This window comes from Labrenzia sp. OB1, from assembly GCF_001624695.1.
Lineage (GTDB): Bacteria > Pseudomonadota > Alphaproteobacteria > Rhizobiales > Stappiaceae > Roseibium.
Genome location: NZ_JSEP01000001.1, coordinates 1 through 20667, shown reverse-complemented (window position 1 = coordinate 20667; position 20667 = coordinate 1). Strand labels below are relative to the sequence as shown.

Here is a 20667-nt window from a genome sequence, read left to right as displayed (position 1 = left end):
GGCGGCATTGGCTCGCAAACGCAACAAGACCATCATCACCTGCGCGGTCACCGGGGCAATCCATACCCCGACCATGTCCGATGCGCTGCCCTACACCTACGACGACATCGCCAGGCAGGCCATTGATGCCGCGGAAGCGGGCGCATCCATCCTGCACCTGCATGCGCGCAACAACGAGACCGGCGCCCCCTCCGTCGACCCTGCCGATTTCGCGCCGTTCCTGCCGCGCATCAAGCAGGCGAGCGATGCGGTCGTCAACATCTCGACCGGCGGTTCGCTCACGCTGTCCATACAGGACCGGATCAGGCCCGCGGCTACCTTCAGCGCCGAAATGTGCTCGATGAACATGGGCAGCATGAATTTCTCGTTCCATCCGCTCGCCGACCGGTATGACAGCTGGAAGTTCGACTGGGAGCGCGACTATGTCGCCAACTCCGATGGCAATATCTTCCGCAACACCTTCCGGGACATTCGCGAGGCCGCCGAGACTCTGGCCCCGCACGAGATCAAGTTCGAGCACGAATGCTACGATGTCGGCCACCTCTACAACCTGAAGTTCTGCATGGATTCCGGGCTCTTCAAGGCGCCGATCTTCATCCAGTTCGTCATGGGCATTCTCGGCGGCATCGGCGCGGATATCGACAATCTGGTTTTCATGAAGAAGACCGCCGACAAGCTGTTCGGCGACGACTATCGCTGGTCGGTCCTGGCTGCGGGCATCGCGCAGATCCCGATGGCCACCACGGCCAGCCAGATGGGCGGGCATGTTCGTGTCGGTCTGGAAGACAGTCTGCTCATCAGCCGCGGCACGCTTGCCGATTCCAACGCCCAGCAGGTCGCCAAGATTCACCGGATCGTCGAGGAACTCGGCAGCGAAGTGGCAACACCCGACGAGGCGCGCGAAATGCTCGGCCTCAAGGGTGGCGACAAGGTAAATTTCTGAAAGGCCGACCATGCTCACGCTTTACCACGCACCGACCAGCGTCTGTTCCCAGAAGGTCCGGGTGGGCCTTGCGCTCATGGAGCTTCGTTACGAGAGCCGCATGCTGAACCTTCAGGCGGGCGACCAGTTCGAGCCCGACTACCTGAAACTGAACCCGGACGCGGTGGTTCCGACGCTGATCGACGGCGATCTCGTGGTTATCGAATCGAGCCTCATCCTCGCCTATCTCGACCGGGAGCATTTCAGTTCGCAGCTGATGCCCGCCGACCCGGCGGGAAGGGTGCGCGCGGAGAACTGGCTGCTGCGCTGCCTGTCCATTCATGCGGCGATCAACACCCTCAGTTTCTCCACTGCGATGCGCAAGAAGATCCTTGCCGAAAAGACCCGGGAGGAGATCGACGCCCTGGCCGCCCGGTTCCCGGACCCGATCATGGGGCTGAAGCGCAAGGACCTGATCCTGAACGGGATCGCCTCCGCCTATGTCGGCCAGGCCCTGGTGCATCTGCGGCGTCTGTTCGTCGACATGCAGGGCGAGCTTCAAGAAGGCCAATGGCTCGGTGGCAACCGGGTCGGCATCGCCGATGTTGCACTTGTCGCCTATGTCGACCGTCTGGAGAGGTTGGGGTTCAGCGGTCTCTGGGAAGAGGAATTCGCCCGCGTCGGTCCCTGGCTCGATACCTGGAAGGCCCTTCCGGCTTATGCCACCGGCATCGCCGATCACGTGCCGCCCGGAACCGCCGAGACAATGCGGTCCGGCGGGCGCGCGCACTGGCCCGAACTGGCGCAGCGCTGGAAAAAGCTTGCCGACTAAACGCAATGAGACTTTCCCGCCCGGTCCGGGTGGGTGAACGGCGGGTTTGACCCGCGGTGAATTGGGAGGAGAAGTAATATGAGAAATCTGAAAACGATGGCGGCCGCAGGCGTGTTAATGGCGGGCATGCTCACCAGTCCGGCAATGGCTGAAACGCTCAAGGTAACCACGTTCCTGCCGCCGGTGCACACGTTCGTCAAGGCGATCAATGCCTGGGGCGAGGAGCTTGCGAACAAGTCCGGCGGTGAACTGGAGCTGCAGTTGTTTCCGGCCAGCCAGCTCGGACCCGCACCCCGGCAGTTCGATATCGTCCGCTCCGGTGTTGCGGATATCGCGATCTTTCTGCATGCGGTCACGCCGGGTCGGTTTCCGATGACGGAACTGGCCGGGCTGCCTCTGACGCATCCCTCCGCCGGGGATTCCAGCGCGATCGCGTCGCGTCGTCTGACGGAGCTCGCGCCCGAGTATCTCGCTGCCGAGCATGAAGGAACACGCATTCTCTGGATGGCTGTCACGCCGCCGCTCAAGATCAACCTTGCAAACACGGATCCGACTGACCTCGGCAACCTGAAGGGGCTTCGCCTGCGTTATGCCGGCTCTACCTGGCAGCAGATCGTGGAAGCACTCGGCGCATCGCCCGTACCTGTTCCACCGGCCGAAACCGGAGAAGCCCTTTCAAAGGGCATTGTCGACGGCGCCACCTTCCCCTTCGAGGCGACCATGGCGTTCGACCTGGGGCCTGTCATCAAATACTCGATGGAGCCGGGCCTTGCATCGGCGACCTTTGCCGTCGTGATGAGCAATGCGGCGTATGACCGCCTGTCTCCCGAAATGCAGAAGCTGATCGACGAGACGACCGGTCCGGACCGGGCCGCATGGTTCGGCGGTCTCTGGGACGAGGGTGAGGATCACGGCCGCAAGTACATGGTCGATTCCGGCGTCAATATCGTCTCGCTGAATGACGCGCAGGTCGAAAGCCTGCAGGAAACCTTCGCCTCCATTGTCGAGAGCAGCAAGGAAAATGCAGGCGACAAGGCATCGGTCTTCCTCGAGACCTACACGAAATGATGACTGCGCGGCTCGCCGGGTGGCGGGCCGCGGCATCTGCCTGAAAGGCGCGTTTGATGTTTGAAAGCCCTGAAAAGACTGATCCCGTGACCCGCATCATGCATCTGATCGCGGGAATTGCACTGGTCGCGATGATGCTCGTCGTTGTCGGCGACATCGTGCTGCGTGCCGTCTTCAATATCCCGATCCAGGGGGCGTATGACGTGGTGGGCATCGCGCTGCTTGTGATGACAATGTTCGGCATCGCGCCGGTGGTGGCTCGCCGGGGAGAAATCGTCATCGATCTGGCCGACTCCTTTCTGCCCGAGGCGGCTCTTCGGGTGCTCGCGGTCGTATCGGCGCTGACGGGCGTTTTCCTGTTTGCCTTCTTCGGCTGGGCGATGTTCGCGCCGGCAATGGATGCCTGGCGCTGGGGCGAGCGTTCGCTTGAGCTGGGCCTCCCGAAATGGCCACTGTGGCTCATCGCCTTCACCGGACTTGTCGGCATTTTCTGGGCGTACCTGTTGCAGGTCCGTCAGTCGCTTCGCAAGGCTCCCGCAGCTCCGGATGAAGAGGGCGGGTTGTGAGCAGTTTTGTCCTGGGGCTCGGCGGCATCGCCCTGATGCTGGTCCTCCTGTTCCTGCGCCAGCCGGTCTGGCTGGCGTTGGGGGTCATCGGGCTTGCCGGAAACTGGATCCTCAACAGCCTGATGTCCGCGAAATTTATTGCCGGCACCACGATGTTCGACGTTGCCTCCAACTATAATCTGTCCGTCATACCGCTGTTCATCCTGATGGGCGAGATCGCCACGGGATCGCGGATGTCGGCGGAACTGTTCAATGCCGCGCGCGTGGTCCTGTCTGGCGTGCGCGGCGGCCTTGGCCTTGCCACCCTGGCGGCGTCGGGAGCGTTCGGCGCGATCTGCGGCAGCTCTGTCGCTACCGCCGCCAGCATGACCCGCATCGCGATGCCGGAAATGAAGCGCGCTGGCTACAAGCAAGGCTACGCCGCAGCGTCCGTCGCCGCGGGCGGGTCGCTCGGCATCCTGATCCCGCCGTCGATCATTCTCGTCATTTACGGCTCGATCACCGAAACCTCCGTAGCGCGCCTGTTCGCTGCGTCCATGTTGCCGGGTCTGGTCCTGCTCCTGCTTTATGTCGCCGTGGCGCTTGTCGTGGCCCATCGCGGATCCGCCGTGCCCGACGAGAGCGCCGCCTCCTTTCGCGAACGGGTCCGGGCACTCAAGGGGGCGTGGCAGTTCGTGGTGCTTTTCGTCCTGACGATCGGGGGGATTTATGCCGGGCTGTTCAGCCCCACGGAGGCCGCGTCTGTCGGGGCATTTGGGGCAGCTGTACTGGGCTTCATGCGCCGATCCCTAACGGTAAAGGGCTTCTTCGATGCTGTCAGGGCCAGCGTTCTTGTGTCTTGCGCGCTCTTCATGATCATCATCGGCGCGACCCTCTTTGCCAATTTCGTGGTTCAGACCCGGTTGCCGGATACCCTGCTTGCGCTGGCCCAGTCCGCAGACCTGTCAGCCTGGCAGGTGATGGCGATCATCGTTGCCATCTACATCGTGCTCGGCTGCTTCCTGGAAGGCATCGGCATGGTGCTGATCACCGTGCCCGTGTTCCTGCCGATCGTTGCAGGGTTCGGTTTCGATCCGATCTGGTTCGGCGTGCTGGTGGCCCTGCTGGTCGAACTCGGTCTGATCACTCCGCCTGTCGGCATGAACCTCTTCATCATCCGTGCCCAGATGCCGGAGGTACGCATGCAGGAGCTCTACCGGTCGATCCTGCCTTTCCTGATTGCGCCGGTCATTCTGATCGCGATCCTGTTTGTTTTTCCGTCGCTGGCACTCTGGCTGCCATCCATCTTGTATTGAGGACCCGATGTCGATCCTGATCCTGGAATCGAATGCCGATTTCTATGCCTCCAGACTGGCCGAAGCCGTGCCGGATCTGGAATTCAAGTCCGCTACAACGGAAGACGAGGCCCTGTCGCTCGCGGGCGACGCCAGGGTTCTGGTTGGGCTCGCTCCCTATCTCAACCCGAAGCTCATCTCCGCTTGCGGAAAGCTTGAATGGATACAGGCGCTGACAACGGGGGTGGACAACCTCAAGGGTTTCAAGGGCATCGCGATCACCAATTGCCACGGCATTCACGGTCCGCAGATGTCGGAGCTGGCCGTCATGATGATGCTCGCCGCTCTGCGCGAATTCCCGAAGATGCTTGCCAACCAGAAGGAACATGTCTGGGAGCGCTGGCCGCAGCCGATCCTGAGCGGCCGTACGGCCTGTATTGTTGGTCTGGGCGCCATCGCGGAGCATCTTGCCGGTGTTCTTGCGGCGTTCGGCATGACCGTCACCGGCGTGTCCGGCGGCCGCAGCGAAGCGCCCGGTTTTGCGAGAATCTTTCCGCGCGAACGGCTTGCCGAAGCGGCCGGCGAGGCGGATTTCCTTGTCCTGCTGACACCCTACAGCGCGCAAACCCATCATATCGTCGACGCGGCGGTGATCGCCGCCATGAAGCCGACCGGCATTCTGGTCAATATCTCCCGTGGCGGCTGTCTCGACGAGGCAGCCCTGGTAGAGGCCTTGCGCGCCGGGCGCATCGCCGGGGCCGCCCTGGATGTTTTCTCCGCATCGCCGCTGCCACAGGGCGATCCCCTGTGGGACATGCCGAACCTGATCATCACGCCGCACATCGGCGGGTTCTCCGACGTCTACCGCGAGCAGGCGCTGCCGATCCTCGCGGCGAACATGGCCGACTACGCAAAAGGCGGCGTGGCTGCACTGAAGGGAAGGCTGGATCGATGACGAATTCACCGATTTCGACGCGCGAGCTTGACCGGCGTCAGGCGCTGGCGCGCGGCGTCATGAAAGATCTCGGGCTGGACGCCCTGGTCTGCCAGGCGCGGGAGGACTGGATGGGCGGCTATGTCCGTTGGCTGACCGATGTTCCCGCCAACAACGGCTACCCGCGCACGGTGATCCTCTTCGCCGACCGGCCGATGACCGTGATCGAGATGGGCGCCTTCGGCACCGACCGGCCGGCCGATCCGCTCGCCACGCAGACACGGGGCGTCGGCCGGGTGCTGGGAACGCCGTCCTTCCACACGATCGACTACACCATCGATTACGACAGCGATCTGGCGGTGACCGCCCTGAAGGAGGCCGGGGCGAAGCGGGTTGGGACACTTTGTCCGGCCGCGTTGCCACATGGGCTGATGCGCGCGCTGGAAGCGGCGTTCGAGCCGGTTGATGCCACCGATGCACTCGACAGGGTGAAGGCTGTCAAGAGCAAGGAGGAAATCGCGCTTGTCCTGCATGTTGCCGCGCTGCAGGACAAGGTCTTCGAAGAGGTCTGCGACTTCATCCGGCCGGGTCTGACCGATCGTGACGTGGCAGCCCATGCGGAAGCCGTCGGCCGTCGGCTCGGCTCCGACCAGGGCATCTATCTAGGCCTCTCCGCGCCCCTCGGTCAGCCGTCGAGATTCATGAACCGGTTTTTCCAGACCCGCGAGATCCAGCCCGGCGACCACATGTCTCTGCTGATCGAGATCAACGGTCCCGGCGGTCTCTACCTGGAGATTGCCCGCACCATGGTGCTGGGAACGGCCGACGATCATCTGCTGCAAGCGTTCCAGAACGTGAAGGATGCCCAGGACCACACGCTTTCGCTGATGAAACCGGGAGCGGAGCCGGCTTCCATCGCGGCGGCGCACGACGCCTGGATGGAAGCGCGCGGATTGCCGCCGGAGATCCGGCTTTACGCTCATGGGCAAGGCTGCGAGATGGTGGAACGGCCGCTGATCCGCCGCGACGAAACCATGCCGCTGGCGGAAAACATGTGTCTGGCCGTCCACCCGGGATACGACGACGGCCGGGTTTTCGCGGTGATCTGCGACAATTACCTGGTCACCGAAGACGGTGTCAGCGATTGCCTGCACAAGACTGACAAGAAGATTTTCGAACTGTGAAGGACCCCGCAATGAAGCTGACCCCGAAGATCCTCCTCGAAGAGCACTTCATGCACCCGGATTTCGTCGACTACTGGGCGACGACAGCGCCGAACATCAGCCCGGACCTGTTCGGCAAGGCGCGGACCGCGCTTGAGGATTTCGGCCCGATGCGGCTCGATGCCATGGACGGAATCGGCGCGGAAAAAGCCGTCCTGTCCCTGGCAGGTCCCGGCGTCCAGGCGGAAAAACGCACCGAAACAGCCGTGCGCCTGGCACGTCAGGTGAATGATTTCCTGGCTGCCGAAATGGCGAAACGGCCGGACAGTTACGGCGGGTTCGCCCATCTTGCCATGCAGGACCCCGTCGCGGCCGCCGACGAACTGGACCGCTGCGTGGCCCAGCTCGGCATGCAGGGTGCGATGATCAACGGCCAGACAGGCGGCACGTATCTCGACGACGACCGCTATGCGCCGTTCTGGGAGCGCGCCTCGCACCTTAAGGTACCGGTCTATATCCACCCCAACAACCCGCCCGAACAGGTGCACATGTACAACGGGCATCCGGAGCTCTGGGGACCGGTCTGGTCCTGGACGGTGGAAACGGCGACCCACGCACTCAGACTGGTCTTTGCCGGCACTTTCGACCGCTATCCCGGTGCGAAGCTGGTGCTGGGACATCTCGGCGAATGTCTGCCCTACCTGATGTGGCGGCTCGACAGCCGCTGGGAGATCTCCAACCGCGGAGCCATGCATCTGGAAAAGGATCCGTCCGCCTACTTCAGGGACAACATCTGGGTAACCACCTCGGGCATGTGTGCCGACGCGCCCCTGCGCTGCGCCCTCGAGATGATAGGCGAGGACCGGGTGCTGTTTTCGGTCGATTATCCGTTTGAGCAGGCGGCCGAGGCTGGCGAATGGATCGAACAGGCCCCCCTCACCGACAGTGAGCGCGCGAAGGTCTGTCACGAAAACGCCCGTGCCCTGCTGACCCTTTGATCTGGCCGGTACCCGCCGTGCAATCCGAGCGTGCTTGCTGTCAGGCCGTCACGGGTCCTCCCCGGCAAGCCGCTCACGTTGGCGGCTTGCCGGTTTGAGTTGGTGGGGTTTTTCGCTCCTGATCCGGCAAGTTTGCCGACCTGAAGGAGTTAAGATTGCAAGACGGCCGAGACGGAAACACAACCCCGCATTCAAGGGGACAGGCCACTGTCCCGACTGACGCTCAAATCCCAAACCCTTCCTAAAATCGAAAGGGCGAAAGTGGCCGACTTTTGAGCCGCCCGCGACACCAAAACGACGCCGCTACCGTGGAGGAGAATTGCTCCGCCGATTACAGGAACCGGGAAGGTTTCGAAAGTGGCCCAGGAGCCGAGTTGGGGTGTGCAATCTGGATTTCATGACAGAGGAGGGCCGTTGACGAACAGCGGCACCTCCACATGGAGCCTCGACAAACCGGATACCCCGCTTCCGGATTGTCTGAAGTCAAACATGGTCTCGGGATTTCAGGGGCTCGGCGGTCCCGCAGCACGCCTGAAGGCATTGGAAGCTCCCTGCCGGAGAAAAACAGCTCATCGGAACCTGCATGTGCATCCTGTGCCGCTTGTTGCAATGACTGAATGCAACGGGTATCGCCCTGCTCCGAATGTCAAACCGGGACACTCCCAAACAGTGGGAAATCTAAGCATCATTGATTGAAACTGTGAACCACAGCAGCTAGGAATTGGCTGCCCTAACGTTCTGACATGTAGGGTCGGTGTGCTTGTTTTTGCTTAGATCCAAATGAAGGCAATTCCATCCGGTGTGCCTTAAATCAGATCCAGGACTTTCATGAAGAGAACGAACCCGCGCAACGCGGCACCTGCCAGTCGCCGTGTCAATCCCGTCTCCATGGCTTTCCAGCCGATCCGTACAGCGTTCTGGGGCGTAGCGATTGTCAGTTTCGTGATCAATATCCTGATGCTGACCGGGCCGGTCTTCATGCTTCAGGTGTATGACCGGGTTCTGGCAAGCGGGTCGGTGCCGACCCTTGTGGCTATCGGGCTGCTGGCCATCGTACTTTATGTCTTTTACGGCTTTCTGGAGGGCATACGGGCACGCATCCTGTCGCGGCTCGGACAGCGCCTGGACGCCCGGCTATCCGGGCTTGCCTACAAGATGTCCAACAGCCTGCCGGTCCGTCTGGGCCGCAAGGCGTCCGGTTTGCGCCCGGTGCAGGACCTGGACACCGTGCGCCAGTTCCTGTCTGGGCCGGGGCCGGCCGCGATCTTCGATCTGCCTTGGCTGCCGCTTTATCTCGGTATCGTCTTCCTGTTTCACCCGCTGCTTGGGGTCGTCGCGCTTGGCGGTGCAGTTGTCATTTCGGTCCTGATCGGTTTGAACGAGATGATGTCGCGCAGACCCTCCGAAGAGGCGGCCGGCCATTCGGGAAAGCGGGCTTCCCTGGTCGAGATCGGCCAGAGGAATTCGGAAGCCGTCATGGCGATGGGGATGCAATCCTCCCTGACGTCCAGATGGGATGCGCACAACAGCGAGTATCTTTCCACCCAGCGGACGGCTGCCGATCGCACCGGGCTGTTTGGAACCGCGATCAAGACAATCCGCTTCGTGCTTCAGTCCACCATTCTGGGCGTCGGCGCCTGGCTTGCCATCAAGCAGGAAATCACTCCGGGTGTGATGATAGCGGCGTCGATCATGACATCGCGGGCGCTTGCGCCTGTGGAACAGGCGGTCGCGCAGTGGCGCGGATTTGTCGCCAGCCGGCAGGCTTTGCGCCGCCTGCGGGAAGTGCTGCAGATCGACGAGGCGGAAACGGACAAGATGGATCTGCCTCTTCCGGCAAACAGAGTTGCCGTCGAACAGGTTTTTTGCGGACCTTTCGGCGAAGCCACGCCCTTCGTCCAGAATGTGTCGCTGGAACTGCAGTCGGGAGACGGCTTGGGGATCATCGGCCCGTCAGGCTCCGGGAAGTCGACCTTTGCCCGCAGCCTCGTCGGCGTGACGCCCCCCTTGAAAGGTGTGATCCGCTACGACGGGGCCGAGCTTGAACAGTGGCCCGCTGACAAAAGAGGGGAATTCATCGGCTATCTGCCACAGGACCTGCAGTTGTTCGACGGGACGATCGCGGAGAATATCGCCAGATTCCGCTCTGACGCTTCCTCGGAAAAGATAATCGAGGCCGCAGGTCTGGCCGACGTTCATGATCTGATCGTTGCCTTGCCGGAGGGTTACAACACGGTCATCGGCCGCAGCGGACGTCTGCTTTCCGCAGGCCAGCGCCAGAGGGTCGCGCTGGCGCGGGCCCTTTATGGAAATCCTTTCCTTGTGGTGCTGGATGAACCGAATTCGAACCTCGACGCGGAAGGTGAGGGCGCCCTGACAAATGCCATCCGGGCAATGCGGGACAAGGGCTCAATCGTTGTCGTGATCGCCCATCGCCCGAGCGCCATCGCAACCGTCGACAAGATCCTTTGCCTGAAAGAGGGCAAGATGGCCGGTTTCGGCCCCAAGGAGGAAATCCTGAAGCAGGTTGTCCAGCCGGTACCTCTCCGGCAGGCCGGACAGTGAAGGAGGCGTTCACCATGTCCGATCCGAAGAACGGCGATCCGGTGTCACCAGCGCAGCCCGACAGCGCCGATGACATGTTGCGCAAAACAGTGCGCAATCATCTTCTCTTCGCCGTGTTTCTGGCTGTTGCCATCGTCTGCGGAATTGGCGGGTGGGCAACGTTGACAGAGATTTCGGGCGCGGTCGTTTCCCCCGGAACCGTCGTTGTTGAGAGCAACGTGAAGGAAGTTCAGCACCGCGAAGGCGGCATTGTGAAGAACATTGGCGTGAAGAATGGGGATGTGGTGGAAGCCGGCGATCTTCTGATCAGTCTGGACGATACGGTTACCCGCGCCAATCTCGCCATCATCACGGGGCAGTTGAGCGAGCTGACAGCCCAGGAATTCCGGCTTCGGGCAGAGCGGGACGCCGTTCGCACAATCGAATGGCCTGAGGAGCGCAAAGCCGTTCTTGGCGACATCGAACTCAGCCAGCAGCTTTTGCTGGAGGCGCGGTTGAATTCCCAGGAAGGGCGCAAGAACCAGCTTGAAGAGCAGATCCGTCAGTTCAACAAGCAAACCGAGGGCCTCGAGGCACAGGTAAGCGCCAAGGTGTCTGAGATCACGTTGATCAAGGAGGAACTGGAGGATCTCAGCGGGTTGTTGGACAAGAACCTGGTTTCGAAAAGCCGGGTGAGCGCGCTTCGCCGCGAAAAGGCGCGGCTGGAGGGGGAACATGGCGATCTGATCGCCCGGATCGCACAGACCAGGGAAGCCATCAGCGAACGCAGGATTCAGATCCTGCAGATCGAGGAATCCTACCGGGCCGAGGTTCTTGAGCGCCTTCAGGAAGTGCGCTCGCGCATCGCCGAACTGGAGGAGCAGAAGATTGCCGCCGAGGACGAGTTGACACGGGTTGCAATCCTGGCCCCGCGGAACGGCTTTGTGCACCAGCTCTCCATTCACACGATCGGCGGCGTGATCGCGCCCGGTGAAACGATCATGCACATCGTCCCGCGTGAGGATCAGCTGATTGTCGAAACGCAGGTCCGGCCCGTCGACATTGACCAGATGGCGACAGGGCAGGAGGCCAGGGTCCGCTTCACAAGCTTCGACCAGCGCACGACACCGGAGCTCAATGCCAGACTGTCTTCCATTTCTCCCGATCTCAATGAAGACGAACGTACCGGCACCAGCTATTACGTCGCCCGGCTGATCATCGACGACGACGAACTCGTCAAGCTGGGACAGCAGACACTGGTTCCCGGAATGCCGGTAGAGACTTTCATGAAGACAGGCGACCGGACGGTTCTGAGCTACTTGATCAAACCCATCTCCGACCAGATAGCCCATGCGTTCCGCGAGCGGTGAAACGGGAGGCCGAGGTGTTTTATCCCGGGGGCGATGGTTCGAATTTTTCCTATGGCTATGACCCAGTCCCCTGATCCGGGCCGGTCAAGCGCGGGATTCCTTCGCGTTTCTTTCCGGCCCTTGATCTTTGGTCATGGCCTGCAAAGCGGAGCCAGTTGTGTAACTCAGGCGGAAGTTGCCGTGCCGCGCCGGTAAAATCATCGGATCTGCTGTTTCACGCCGATCTGATAGCCGCTTTTCGTGAAATACTCCGGCGGCTGGAAGAAGAATTCGCAACTTCTGCTGTGCTGGATGTGATTGAACGCCACGCATTTTCCATCCTTGCGGCAGACGCTTTTGCACTGTTCATAGGATGCGTTCGAGACGGTGTAATCCGGTTGTCCTGTAAAACCCTTGCCGCGCCGCCGTTTGATTTCTATGGACGAGGAAGACGCTGAAACGTTCCGGGCATCCTTCTCAAGGACATATGTGTCCGATTTTGCCTGGACATAAAGCTGTCCCCTGCTGCGGGAAAAGCTCTTGGCGAAGCAATGCCGGTTCCAGCGATCGTAGGTTACAGCAGAGCAGGCCTTGTCCTTGTTGCAGAGTTCGATGCACTGGTCTGGGTCGATGTCGCTGTAATTGAACAGGTCGCCGTCCGGAAGATCGACGCTGACAAACATCTTGTATTTGTTCTTGGTGAAGCTGATGGAAAGCTCCTTCGTCAACGTGTCCGCATCCGGTCCGGTCTCCATGGACATGGACCCGCCGGCGCTGGACATGTTCATGTCACGAACGGAAGAGCCGTCGGTTTCGAGATTGAATCCGGACCCCGGTCCAGCGGAATCTTCCGGCGTCTCGAGACCGGCGGCAGGACTGGTGCTCTCTTCTTCGGCAATCCCCATCGACTTGGACAGGTCGCCCAGGAAGACGTCCATTCCGGTTTCCTCAGAAGGCGGCTCTTCGGAAGAACTGCTCATGGATTGCTGAGATTGAGCCGGTCCGGCAATGCACAGGCACAGGCACACCGCCACTGCGAATGCCGGGAGCCGAGGGAAACCGCCGAAAGGACTGCGCACTTGCTGCAAGAAAGACATCCAACCCATTTCCTTCAGCCCCACTGGACCCTCGCAAAGATCATCTCGCCGCACAACCGCGTTGCGGACCGGATCGACCGGCTACATACGCAGGAATGCCATACCATGGGAGCACATTTGATGGAAAGATGTGGCCGCAGCGGAAGCAAATGCCGTCTCTGGCTTCGCCGGTTTGACTTACGAGGCGGCTCGATGACTTGCGTGAGGTGCCCTTGGTGTGAATACTGATCGAATTCCGTTTCCGATGCCGCTGATTGATTAAAACCGGTGATTTGATGCGCTTGCCTGTTTTTATTGTGTTTTCCGTCATTCTCGCATGCTTCTCTGCATCGGGCGTCGCACAGACACCTTCCCTGGCCGATCTTCAGGGAACCGTGGCGGAGGCCCGTGCCCGTGCGGAACAGGCGCGTGAGCGCCTTGCGCGGACGGATGCACGCCAGACTGCTGCCGAAGCACACCTCAGGATGCTGATCGCTCAGAACGCGGATACCTCCGATCTCGAGAAGTCGATCCGCGAGCTGGAAAAGACGCAGCCGGATCTCACCGCCATCAAGGCGCGCTTTCTGGAAGAGGGCGAACGCCATCACGACAAGCTTGCAAAGCTCAAGGCGGAACTCGGGCCGCTTCAGCAAACCCAGCCTGATACTTCCAAAATCGACGACGAAATCGCCGCTCTCAAGGACGACATCCGCGATTTCGAGGACTACCGGGCCCGGGCGATCCAGGAGCTGCGCCAGGGCTTCTATTGCAGCCAGTGCAAGCGCCCCGCATCGCAAATCGTCAAGGAAACCGGGACCAGCTTCAAACAACACCTGAGGAATGTGAACGGCCGGCCCATTCCCATGTCCGAAAAAAATGTCGCGGAGAAGAAAAAGCAGTTTGACCGGCAATTGGAGCAATTGGTCAACAAGCTGAAGGACCGCGAGGACAAGCGTGATCGCATGATCAACGACCGCAAGGAGAAGATCGCGGGCTTGCAAAAGGCGATCAACGAGGAATACGACGACTACAGCGCCAAACAGACTGCCTTTGACGCGGATATGGCTGAAGCGAAACTAAAGCACGAGAGCGAGACGCGCGCGAAAATCGGCGCGCTCAAGGATCAGGTCAAGGAGACCTGGGCGGCGCACCGGGCAAGCATTGATGCCAAGCAGGACGATCTGCGCACCCTCAACGACGACATATACGAAATTCGTGATGAGATCCGCGATATCGAGCTTGAGGAATTCAGGGCGGGCCTGAAGGTGGATCATGCCGTTTTTCTGCAGCGCCTGGAAATGCGGAAGAAGGCCACGGAAATCGCCCGGGAGAAGGAACGTTTGAGACGTGAGGCGCAAGCCGCCTTCCTCGCCAGTCTGCGGACCGAGCAGATGCGCCGGGCGCGTGCGGCACAGATGGCCCGGGCACGGGAACAGGCAGCCAGTGCAAGGTTCCGGCAGGCCGTGGCTCGGAGCCGGCCCGACTGGACGCGCACCGACGACACACGGCAGCCAGAGGAGACGGCGAGACCGTCAACCGCAAGCCGGGTCGAGGCTCCCTCCGCCGAACCCGAGACGGTTCTCCGGCCCCTGACGAATATCGAGACGCAACCGAACGAGCCGGCGCGGCCGGATAGCCCGCAGGTTCAGGAAGAGTCGCAACCCAGCACCTCCCCTGAAGTTCCGCAAGTGTCGCAAAACAGCGAGATCCTGGAACGCCTGAGGCGCGAGCAGGAGGCTTTGGAGCGCGTGGAAAAAGAGCAAAGGGAGGCTGCTGAGAAACTTGCCCGTATTGAAGCGGAGCGGGCCAATACAAGGCGTGTCGAAGAGGCTTCGTTGCAGGAGCAGATTGACGATATCGCCGGAAACGGAAGTTCATTTGCGGCCGATGCCGGCTGGCAGCGCGACATGTCTCACCCTGGCGATGGGGTCGCGAGGGAACGAGAGACCGCCGGGTCCGGGGAGCAAGGCATCTTCGACAAGGCCAGAAGCAGCCTGGTCGAATTTTCCACCGGTAACGGGCCGCCTTCGGTTGGGGCGGAGAAAGAGGCTTCGCTCTGGGACACGGTCAATACCAGGGTCGCGGAAGAGACCGTGGCGGCGCAGAACTACTACCGGAAGAAACTCAATCAGGCTGGCGAAACGCTTGTGCTTGAACTGATCAAGAGCAAGTCCACAAGGCTGTCCGACAAGGTGACCGATGCCGTCAGATCCTTCAAGGACAGTTTGAGTGTTGAGCGCTTTGTCATATCCCGCGCTGCGGATGTTGCTCATGATGCGGCCCTGCGCCTCAATTACGAGGCAAGGACGGGGCAAAGCTTCGATGATTTGAGCGTGTTTGAACAGAGTGCCGAGCGGGTTCTTGCTGCTGGCCGGCGCATCAGCACGCCCAAGGTCTATCTTGAAAGACTGGTGAGCCGGTACGAAACGCTCATGAACTCCGCCGAACGAACATTCCTGCAGTGGCGCTATGACGATGATTATTGATCTTTCCCGGTCTTCTGCGGCGCAGTTGCTGCGCACATGCCTTCTTTCCTGCAGCCTGCTTTTCTTCCCGGCCGGATCACATGCCGAAACCAGTGATGACTTCGCCGCACGGATGGACGCCGCCGCGGCGCTGATCGTCACGGCGCGCGATGCCGAAGGGGCGATTGCAGCTTATCTTGCCATCCAGAAAGATCACCCGGACGAGATCCGGCCGGTCTATAATCTCGCCCGGCTCTTTGTAACGGAAGAAGACTGGACGGCGGCCCGGGAATGGTTCCTGCGCTACCGTGATCATCCGGCGTTTCCCGAGGACAGGCGAGCCGATGTTGACGCCCAGATCAGCGGTCTTGAAGAGCTCATCAGCAATGACGCCGATCCGGAAATGCGCAAAGCGCGCCAGTATCAGGGTGCTCTTGAGGACGCCCGTGCGTTTCTGGAAACGGGCGACCGGGAGCGCGCATTCTCGGAAGCGCGTATTGCCAGCAGTATCGATCCGGACCGGCCGGAAGCTTATGCCATGGCGGCCGCGGTCCTGATGGAAGACGGTGATTGCGAAGGCGCAAATGCCTTTCTTTCTCAGGGGCTTGAGCTGGCGAAGGACGGCGCGGCCCGTGCGCTGCTCGGCCAGGCGGCGACGGCCTGTGAAGAGACGGCCGACTATGCCGAGCGGACGGCCGCCGCGAAAGAGGCCTTTCAGGACGACCGGATTGAGGAGGCCGCGGATCTCTACGCAAAGATCGCGGAGGACTTTCCGGAAGATGCCGAGAGTGCATTGGCCGCCGCGACAGCCTACGCGCTTGCCGGGGAATATGCGAAAAGCGCCGATCTGCTGAGGCCGCTGTCAGATATCGGCACGCCAGCAATCGCGGCTGAGGCACGGAACAAGCTCGCTCAGCTGGCCCCCTTCCTGCGCCCGGCGGCGCCCGGTACGCGGGCCGTGGCAAAGGAGCTGCCCGGAGCCGACATATATGCGCGTGGCGTAAATGCGCTGGACGACGACGATGCCAACGCAGCGCGGATTCTTTTCGACGAGGCGATCCGGCAGATCCATCTTTCCGCCGACATGGCCGATTATTTCCTGGCGAGAGGCAGGGCGCGCGGCAAGCTTGAGGAGTTGGAAGGCGCGATTGCCGACTACCGGTTGGCGAGCCTGCTCGACCCGACGCGCAGCGAGACCCACGTGGCGCTCGCCTCCATCCTGGTCAAGGCGAACAGGATCCCGCAGGCGGTCTCGGAACTCTCGACCGCCATGCGCCTCGAAACCCAGGATGAGCGCATCGCCGGCTTGCGTGTGATGCGGGGCCGCCTCCATGAACGGGCGGAAGATTTCGATAGCGCTTTCGAGGACTTCAGCGCCGCCGTTGCCGCAGGCGCGGACGCAGCCGCTATCGTCAAGACTTACCATGAGCGTGCCGTTTTGCTTGCTCTGCGCGGCCGTCTTCGCGATGCCCGTCAGGCTTTCGTACGCGGCAGACAGCTCGGTCAGTCCGACGCTCTCGAACGTGACTACGAAGCCTTCCGAAAGGTGACTTTTGCTGTCGTCAACCGCAGCTCCGCGGGCCGGCGTACCGAGGTCTACAGGTCGGGCGACTGGGATGGTGACTGGATCAAGGAGAAATGGAACGCCGGCTACTCGTTAACGGATCTGACCTGGGGACACGACAAATGGACGGTCGTGATGGCCATGGACGATGCCCTCGGAGGCCAGCGGCTCAGGTTTTCCGAAGAATTTCCGAAGGATGAAATCAAGGCGGCCTGGGACGAAAACTACTTCGTCGACCGGATTGTCGCCTTTGACAGCGGCTGGATGCTGGTGGCCACGGAACGGGATTATACCGGCCAATCCTGGGTAACGCGCGACACGCTCGACAAGGCGGAGGTCATGTCACGCATCAGGGAAGAGGGGGCGATCACAGAGCTCGCTTTCGCCGACGGTTCCTGGGTCATGGTGAATTCACAAGGCTCAGATCTGCGCGATCAGAAGGTAGAGACGGACACCAGCTTCCCGGAAACGGCCATCAGGACCTGGAGTAAACGCGGTTATGCTCTGACGCGGCTGGCTTATGGCGAAGGCGTCTGGTGGGCCGTGTTCTCGAAAAGCAATGGCCTTGGCGCAAGTGACATCTTTTCAGCCAACCTCCTGACCGGCGAGGGCGTTGCCTCCCTCGAACGACAGATCCTGGACGGCTGGGAAACGGGCATGCACAGCCTTTACTTTTCCCAAGTTGTCATAGACGAGAAATGACAGGACACTCCACCGACAGACCGCCGGGAGAGGGGTGGACCCGAAGGAAAGTGCTGTTGGGCCTCGGGGCAGGGCTGATGTTGCCGCGTCCGGCAGCGGGGGAAACCCCGTTGCAGCAATCGTCCCTGCGCGCGAAACGCGCCGCGGAGGCCGCGGCCGCATTCACCTGGCCGGAAACAGATGACCGCGGCCACCGGCTTGCACCGCCGAGCGCGCGCTTCAGTCCGTTCACTGTCCCCCGCCCGGTGCCGGATCTGCAGCTCACACCGTTGCAAGTGGGGGGGGAAGTGCCGGCATTCACCGGATCCAAAGGCGTTCTGCTTCACTTCTGGGCGCCCTGGTGCTCGCCTTGTCTTCGTGAATTGCCGCTCATTGTTGCAGGCAGCAAGGCGGCGGGGCTCACGCTTGCTGCCGTGTCCACCGACACGCGGATCCTGTTTGTCCGGTTTTTCTGCTACCGCCTGCAGATCCCGCAGACAACCGTGTTCATCAAGAAGAATATCGGGGAGGGGGGCGACCTTCTGCTCGGCGGCGTGCTGCCGACCACGCTTGTTGTCGACCCGGCGGGTCAGGTCAGGGCGCGGGCGATCGGCGAAGTCGACTGGAGATCGCCGGAGAATTGGAAACCCGTTTTGAAGTGGTGCGGGTGAACCGATGCAAGCGCCGGGGAGCCGGAACGCCATACACCCGGTGCTTGGCAGAGCCATGCGACCGGCCGGCCAGATTCATGCTTTGCTATGAACGCAAGCTTCCTGTTACGTCAACCAGGGGCACTCACCTTGCCACCGTCAACGAGTACCGCCTTCGCCCACAAACGCTGGTCCAGCAAAGTCAATGATGCACGCATTCCAACCGCTACAGTCCCAAGTTGATCCTCAAGATGTAGTGCCGCCGCTGGATTGGCGGTCGCCATTCTGACGGCGGTCCCAAAAGGAATCCCGGTTGCATCGCACATGCGTGAAAGGCAGTCATCCATTGAGATATGCGCTCCAGCAAGGCGCCCCTCGCTGTTCGTCAGTCGTCCGCTGCTCAGCTGGATTTCATAGCCGTTAAGATCAAAGCGTTCCAATGTTCCTGCAAGCGTCAACATTGCGTCGGTAACGAGACATAGTCTTTCGGGCATGCATCGCGCGGTGATCTTCAAATTGTCCGGTGCAACATGATGCCCGTCCGGGATGATCCCGGCATAAAGCACATCCGAGGCCAACACCGCCCCAACGACGCCCGGGTCTCGCACTTCCATCTGCGACATCGCATTGAAAAGGTGGGTCGCACCACGCAATCCCGTTGCTTCTGCTTCGGATATCGTTTTTTCGTCAGCGGCTGAATGGCCGGCGAAGACGATGACACCCGCTTGAGACAATGCTTTCAGGTAACCTGGAGGCAGCGTCTCAGGGGCAAGTGTGAGCATGAGCTTTCCCGGAAAAGGCGCGCATAGAATTTCAAGGTCACTCTCGGTCATTTGCCGGATCGCGGAAGGGTCATGAATCCCCGGACGCATCGGAGACAGAAAAGGCCCTTCCAGATGCACACCTAATATCCCCGGAACACCCTCATTCATGGCTTCGGCCGCGGCCTCCAGAGCGTATCGGTAGTTTTGATCGGGTGCTGTAATGAATGTGGGCATAGAGCTGGCTCGGGAAATCTGAACAGCTAGGATAAGTGGAATTTCTGCCTGACTTTGGCTTAGATGCCGGAAACAGGAGAGATCATGACGAGACGACCGCGCCGGAACCACAGCCCGGCTTTCAAGGCGAAAGTGGCGCTTGCCGCGATCAAAGGCGAGCAGACGCTGGTGGAACTGTCCCAGCAGTTCGACGTGCACGCCAACCAGATCAAGCAGTGGAAAGACCAACTCCTTGAGGGGGCGATGGGCGTTTTTGGTGATGAAGCCAAGAGAGAACCGGCTACACCTCCGGTCGATGNAGAGCTGGCTCGGGAAATCTGAACAGCTAGGATAAGTGGAATTTCTGCCTGACTTTGGCTTAGATGCCGGAAACAGGAGAGATCATGACGAGACGACCGCGCCGGAACCACAGCCCGGCTTTCAAGGCGAAAGTGGCGCTTGCCGCGATCAAAGGCGAGCAGACGCTGGTGGAACTGTCCCAGCAGTTCGACGTGCACGCCAACCAGATCAAGCAGTGGAAAGACCAACTCCTTGAGGGGGCGATGGGCGTTTTTGGTGATGAAGCCAAGAGAGAACCGGCTACACCTCCGGTCGATGTCAAAACACTGCACGCCAAGATCGGCGAACTGACGCTGGAGAACGATTTTTTGTCCGTTGCGCTCGGCAAGGCGGGATTGCTGGGCGGAAAGAAATGATCGACCGCGCGCACAAACTGTCGGTCGTGCGCCAGGCGAAGCTTCTCGGCTTCAGCCGTAGCAGCGTCTATTATTCGCCGCGTCCCGTGTCGGACGGCGATCTGGCTTTGATGCGCCGGATCGATGAGTTGCATCTCGACTACCCGTTTGCCGGAAGCCGGATGTTGCAAGGGCTCTTGAATGGAGAAGGGCTGAGTGTCGGGCGGCTTCACGTCGCCACGCTGATGAAGAAAATGGGCATCGAGGCGATCTATCGCCGCCCGAACACCTCGAAACCAGCGCCAGGTCACAAAATCTATCCCTACCTCCTGAGAAAACTGGCGGTCACCAGACCCAACCAGGTCTGGGCAATGGACATAACGTATATTCCGATGGCACGGGGCTTCGTCTATCTCTGCGCTGTCGTGGACTGGTTCAGCCGGAGGGTTCTGTCGTGGAGACTGTCGATCACGATGGAGGCAGCCTTCTGCATCGAGGCAGTCGAGGAGGCACTGGCTCGCTATGGCAAGCCAGAAATATTCAACACTGACCAAGGTTCGCAGTTCACTTCCGTCGACTTTACGGCGGTGCTGAAGAAAGCTGAGATTGCCATCTCGATGGACGGCAAGGGCGCTTGGCGGGACAATGTCTTCGTCGAGCGGCTTTGGCGGTCTATCAAATACGAGGAAGTCTACCTCCACGCTTACAAGACGGTGTCCGAGGCCCGCGCTGGCATCGGCCGCTATCTGACCTTTTACAATACCCGACGCCCTCACTCATCCCTTGACCGGCAGACGCCGGATCAGGCTTACTTCAAAGCGCTGGCGCCGATGATGGTGGCGGCATAATTGAGGCGGAAATCCACTTAGCAAAACGCCCGAAACTGTTCAGACAAACCGAACCACCTCT

Annotated in this window: 15 protein-coding genes and 2 pseudogenes; 15 read left to right on the top strand and 2 right to left on the bottom strand. The window is 60.8% G+C overall.

The window, feature by feature from the left end; genetic code table 11:
* Positions 1 to 7: 7 nt before the first annotated feature.
* From OA90_RS00090 to OA90_RS00045, 10 genes are all read left to right on the top strand, one after another.
* On the top strand, positions 8 to 943 hold the full coding sequence (locus tag OA90_RS00090) for a 3-keto-5-aminohexanoate cleavage protein (RefSeq protein ID WP_068406503.1): 936 nt from the start codon (positions 8 to 10) through the stop codon (positions 941 to 943).
* A gap of 10 nt (positions 944 to 953) precedes the next feature.
* Positions 954 to 1754 (top strand): glutathione S-transferase family protein, encoded by an 801-nt coding sequence (locus tag OA90_RS00085; RefSeq protein ID WP_068405275.1) that lies wholly within the window; start codon positions 954 to 956, stop codon positions 1752 to 1754.
* 78 nt (positions 1755 to 1832) lie between these two features.
* Positions 1833 to 2822 (top strand): TRAP transporter substrate-binding protein, encoded by a 990-nt coding sequence (locus OA90_RS00080; RefSeq protein ID WP_068405272.1) that lies wholly within the window; start codon positions 1833 to 1835, stop codon positions 2820 to 2822.
* Positions 2823 to 2878: 56 nt separating this feature from the next.
* Positions 2879 to 3388, top strand: coding sequence for a TRAP transporter small permease (locus tag OA90_RS00075; RefSeq protein WP_068405269.1), 510 nt, complete (start codon positions 2879 to 2881; stop codon positions 3386 to 3388).
* Positions 3385 to 4683 carry a TRAP transporter large permease gene (locus OA90_RS00070; RefSeq protein ID WP_082836755.1) on the top strand — a complete coding sequence of 433 codons (1299 nt, stop codon included), beginning with the start codon at positions 3385 to 3387 and terminating at the stop codon, positions 4681 to 4683. Before OA90_RS00075 ends, OA90_RS00070 begins: the two co-directional genes overlap by 4 nt.
* A gap of 7 nt (positions 4684 to 4690) precedes the next feature.
* Positions 4691 to 5617, top strand: coding sequence for a D-2-hydroxyacid dehydrogenase (locus OA90_RS00065; RefSeq protein WP_068405266.1), 927 nt, complete (start codon positions 4691 to 4693; stop codon positions 5615 to 5617).
* Positions 5614 to 6780 (top strand): M24 family metallopeptidase, encoded by a 1167-nt coding sequence (locus OA90_RS00060; protein WP_068405262.1) that lies wholly within the window; start codon positions 5614 to 5616, stop codon positions 6778 to 6780. The genes OA90_RS00065 and OA90_RS00060 overlap by 4 nt, the downstream gene beginning before the upstream one ends.
* A gap of 11 nt (positions 6781 to 6791) precedes the next feature.
* The gene (locus OA90_RS00055; RefSeq protein ID WP_068405260.1) at positions 6792 to 7757 is read left to right on the top strand and encodes an amidohydrolase family protein; all 966 of its coding nucleotides are present in this window, start codon (positions 6792 to 6794) and stop codon (positions 7755 to 7757) included.
* An 828-nt stretch (positions 7758 to 8585) separates the two neighbouring features.
* A complete protein-coding gene (locus OA90_RS00050; RefSeq protein WP_068405257.1) occupies positions 8586 to 10322 on the top strand; it encodes a type I secretion system permease/ATPase in 1737 nt (578 codons plus the stop codon).
* A 14-nt stretch (positions 10323 to 10336) separates the two neighbouring features.
* Positions 10337 to 11671: an HlyD family type I secretion periplasmic adaptor subunit gene (locus OA90_RS00045; RefSeq protein WP_082836791.1), complete on the top strand. Its 1335-nt coding sequence runs from the start codon at positions 10337 to 10339 to the stop codon at positions 11669 to 11671.
* A gap of 197 nt (positions 11672 to 11868) precedes the next feature.
* On the opposite strand, the gene OA90_RS00040 is transcribed toward OA90_RS00045, so the two are convergent.
* Positions 11869 to 12588, bottom strand: coding sequence for a PAN domain-containing protein (locus OA90_RS00040; protein ID WP_068405255.1), 720 nt, complete (start codon positions 12586 to 12588; stop codon positions 11869 to 11871).
* Positions 12589 to 13028: 440 nt separating this feature from the next.
* Between OA90_RS00040 and OA90_RS00035 the strand changes: the two genes are divergently transcribed.
* Genes OA90_RS00035 through OA90_RS00025 form a run of 3 tightly spaced genes read left to right on the top strand, consistent with a single transcriptional unit; the run spans position 13029 to position 18107 of the window.
* Positions 13029 to 15212 carry a hypothetical protein gene (locus tag OA90_RS00035; protein WP_208985928.1) on the top strand — a complete coding sequence of 728 codons (2184 nt, stop codon included), beginning with the start codon at positions 13029 to 13031 and terminating at the stop codon, positions 15210 to 15212.
* Positions 15196 to 17457 (top strand): hypothetical protein, encoded by a 2262-nt coding sequence (locus OA90_RS00030; protein ID WP_068405251.1) that lies wholly within the window; start codon positions 15196 to 15198, stop codon positions 17455 to 17457. Before OA90_RS00035 ends, OA90_RS00030 begins: the two co-directional genes overlap by 17 nt.
* Positions 17454 to 18107, top strand: coding sequence for a thioredoxin family protein (locus OA90_RS00025; RefSeq protein WP_156510332.1), 654 nt, complete (start codon positions 17454 to 17456; stop codon positions 18105 to 18107). Before OA90_RS00030 ends, OA90_RS00025 begins: the two co-directional genes overlap by 4 nt.
* A 158-nt stretch (positions 18108 to 18265) precedes the next feature.
* On the opposite strand, the pseudogene OA90_RS00020 reads toward OA90_RS00025, so the two are convergent.
* Positions 18266 to 19084 (bottom strand): annotated as a pseudogene (locus OA90_RS00020) (N-acetylglucosamine-6-phosphate deacetylase); the annotation flags it as partial.
* Positions 19085 to 19168: 84 nt separating this feature from the next.
* Between OA90_RS00020 and OA90_RS00015 the strand changes: the two are divergent.
* Positions 19169 to 19382, top strand: a pseudogene (locus OA90_RS00015) (IS3 family transposase); the annotation flags it as partial.
* Positions 19383 to 19467: 85 nt separating this feature from the next.
* Positions 19468 to 20606, top strand: a protein-coding gene (locus OA90_RS00005; protein ID WP_199823561.1) for an IS3 family transposase whose coding sequence is annotated in 2 segments (ribosomal slippage) — positions 19468 to 19726 and positions 19726 to 20606 — 1140 coding nt in all. Because the reading frame shifts where the segments join, the coding sequence is not laid out codon by codon here.
* The last annotated feature ends 61 nt before the right edge of the window (positions 20607 to 20667 follow it).

Coding starts and splice junctions, on each gene's coding strand:
- OA90_RS00080 (WP_068405272.1), top strand. CDS start 1,833: ATGAGAAATCTGAAAACGATGGCGGCCGCAGGCGTGTTAATGGCGGGC.
- OA90_RS00085 (WP_068405275.1), top strand. CDS start 954: ATGCTCACGCTTTACCACGCACCGACCAGCGTCTGTTCCCAGAAGGTC.
- OA90_RS00050 (WP_068405257.1), top strand. CDS start 8,586: ATGAAGAGAACGAACCCGCGCAACGCGGCACCTGCCAGTCGCCGTGTC.
- OA90_RS00065 (WP_068405266.1), top strand. CDS start 4,691: ATGTCGATCCTGATCCTGGAATCGAATGCCGATTTCTATGCCTCCAGA.
- OA90_RS00055 (WP_068405260.1), top strand. CDS start 6,792: ATGAAGCTGACCCCGAAGATCCTCCTCGAAGAGCACTTCATGCACCCG.
- OA90_RS00075 (WP_068405269.1), top strand. CDS start 2,879: ATGTTTGAAAGCCCTGAAAAGACTGATCCCGTGACCCGCATCATGCAT.
- OA90_RS00030 (WP_068405251.1), top strand. CDS start 15,196: ATGACGATGATTATTGATCTTTCCCGGTCTTCTGCGGCGCAGTTGCTG.
- OA90_RS00060 (WP_068405262.1), top strand. CDS start 5,614: ATGACGAATTCACCGATTTCGACGCGCGAGCTTGACCGGCGTCAGGCG.
- OA90_RS00025 (WP_156510332.1), top strand. CDS start 17,454: ATGACAGGACACTCCACCGACAGACCGCCGGGAGAGGGGTGGACCCGA.
- OA90_RS00040 (WP_068405255.1), bottom strand. CDS start 12,588: ATGGACGTCTTCCTGGGCGACCTGTCCAAGTCGATGGGGATTGCCGAA.
- OA90_RS00045 (WP_082836791.1), top strand. CDS start 10,337: ATGTCCGATCCGAAGAACGGCGATCCGGTGTCACCAGCGCAGCCCGAC.